Source organism: Mycobacterium sp. (genome assembly GCF_008709575.1).
GTDB lineage: Bacteria > Actinomycetota > Actinomycetes > Mycobacteriales > Mycobacteriaceae > Mycobacterium.
This window is the reverse complement of sequence record NZ_VYIK01000302.1, coordinates 1-728: the sequence shown is the minus strand read 5'-3', so window position 1 is coordinate 728 and position 728 is coordinate 1. Positions and strand designations below refer to the sequence as shown.

Genomic DNA, 728 nt, shown 5'->3' with positions numbered 1-728 from the left:
AGGGGCCGCCCCGCCGCGGTGCCCAGCGCGGCTCGGCCGTCGGGTCGGCGCTGGTTGACCAAAACCGAGTTCCTGCAGCGGCTGCGGCGCGCCCAGGCCGATCCGGGTTTGCGCGATGATCTGGCGGCACTGGCCGGTGACACCACCGACGAGCTTGAACAGCTCCGGTGAGCCAGGCGCCCGCAGCGGGGTTGCTCGACACATCGGTGTTCATCGCCACCGAAGCGGGCCGTCGACTCGAGGAGACGTTGATCCCCGCCGAGGTGGCCACGACCGTGGTCACGCTCGCCGAACTCACCGTCGGCGTATTGGCCGCCGGCACAACCGATATTCGGGCGAAACGCCTGGCGACCCTGCAGTCGATCGCCGACATGGAGACGCTGCCCATCGATGCCGACGCCGCGCAGGCCTGGGCGCGGCTACGCATCCACCTGGCCGAAACCGGTCGGCGAGCCCGGATCAACGACCTGTGGATCGCGGCCATCGCTGCCTCCCGGGCGCTGCCGGTCATCACCCAGGACGAGGATTTCGCCGCCCTCGACGGCGCGGCCGGTCTCACGATCATCCGGGTCTGAAAGGCCGGCCGTGCTATCAAACCATGCTGCGAGTTGAGAACAGCTCGCGAGAGGCGCAGTGTGAACGCGGTCGCCACGGAGATCCTCAATGCTGCCGCGGCAGCCGCCGCCGCCATCCTGCGTTTCGTGCCGATGGGATTCGGCAGCAACGCT

Annotated in this window: 1 protein-coding gene and 1 pseudogene; both read left to right on the top strand. The window is 69.2% G+C overall.

Translation table 11 applies throughout. The annotated features are described in order from the left end of the window. Window positions 1–171 (top strand): annotated as a pseudogene (locus F6Q13_RS18595) (prevent-host-death family protein); the annotation flags it as partial. After that, on the top strand, window positions 168–575 hold the full coding sequence (locus F6Q13_RS18590) for a type II toxin-antitoxin system VapC family toxin (protein ID WP_293059673.1): 408 nt from the start codon (window positions 168–170) through the stop codon (window positions 573–575). The pseudogene F6Q13_RS18595 and the gene F6Q13_RS18590, both read left to right, overlap by 4 nt. Window positions 576–728 lie beyond the last annotated feature (153 nt).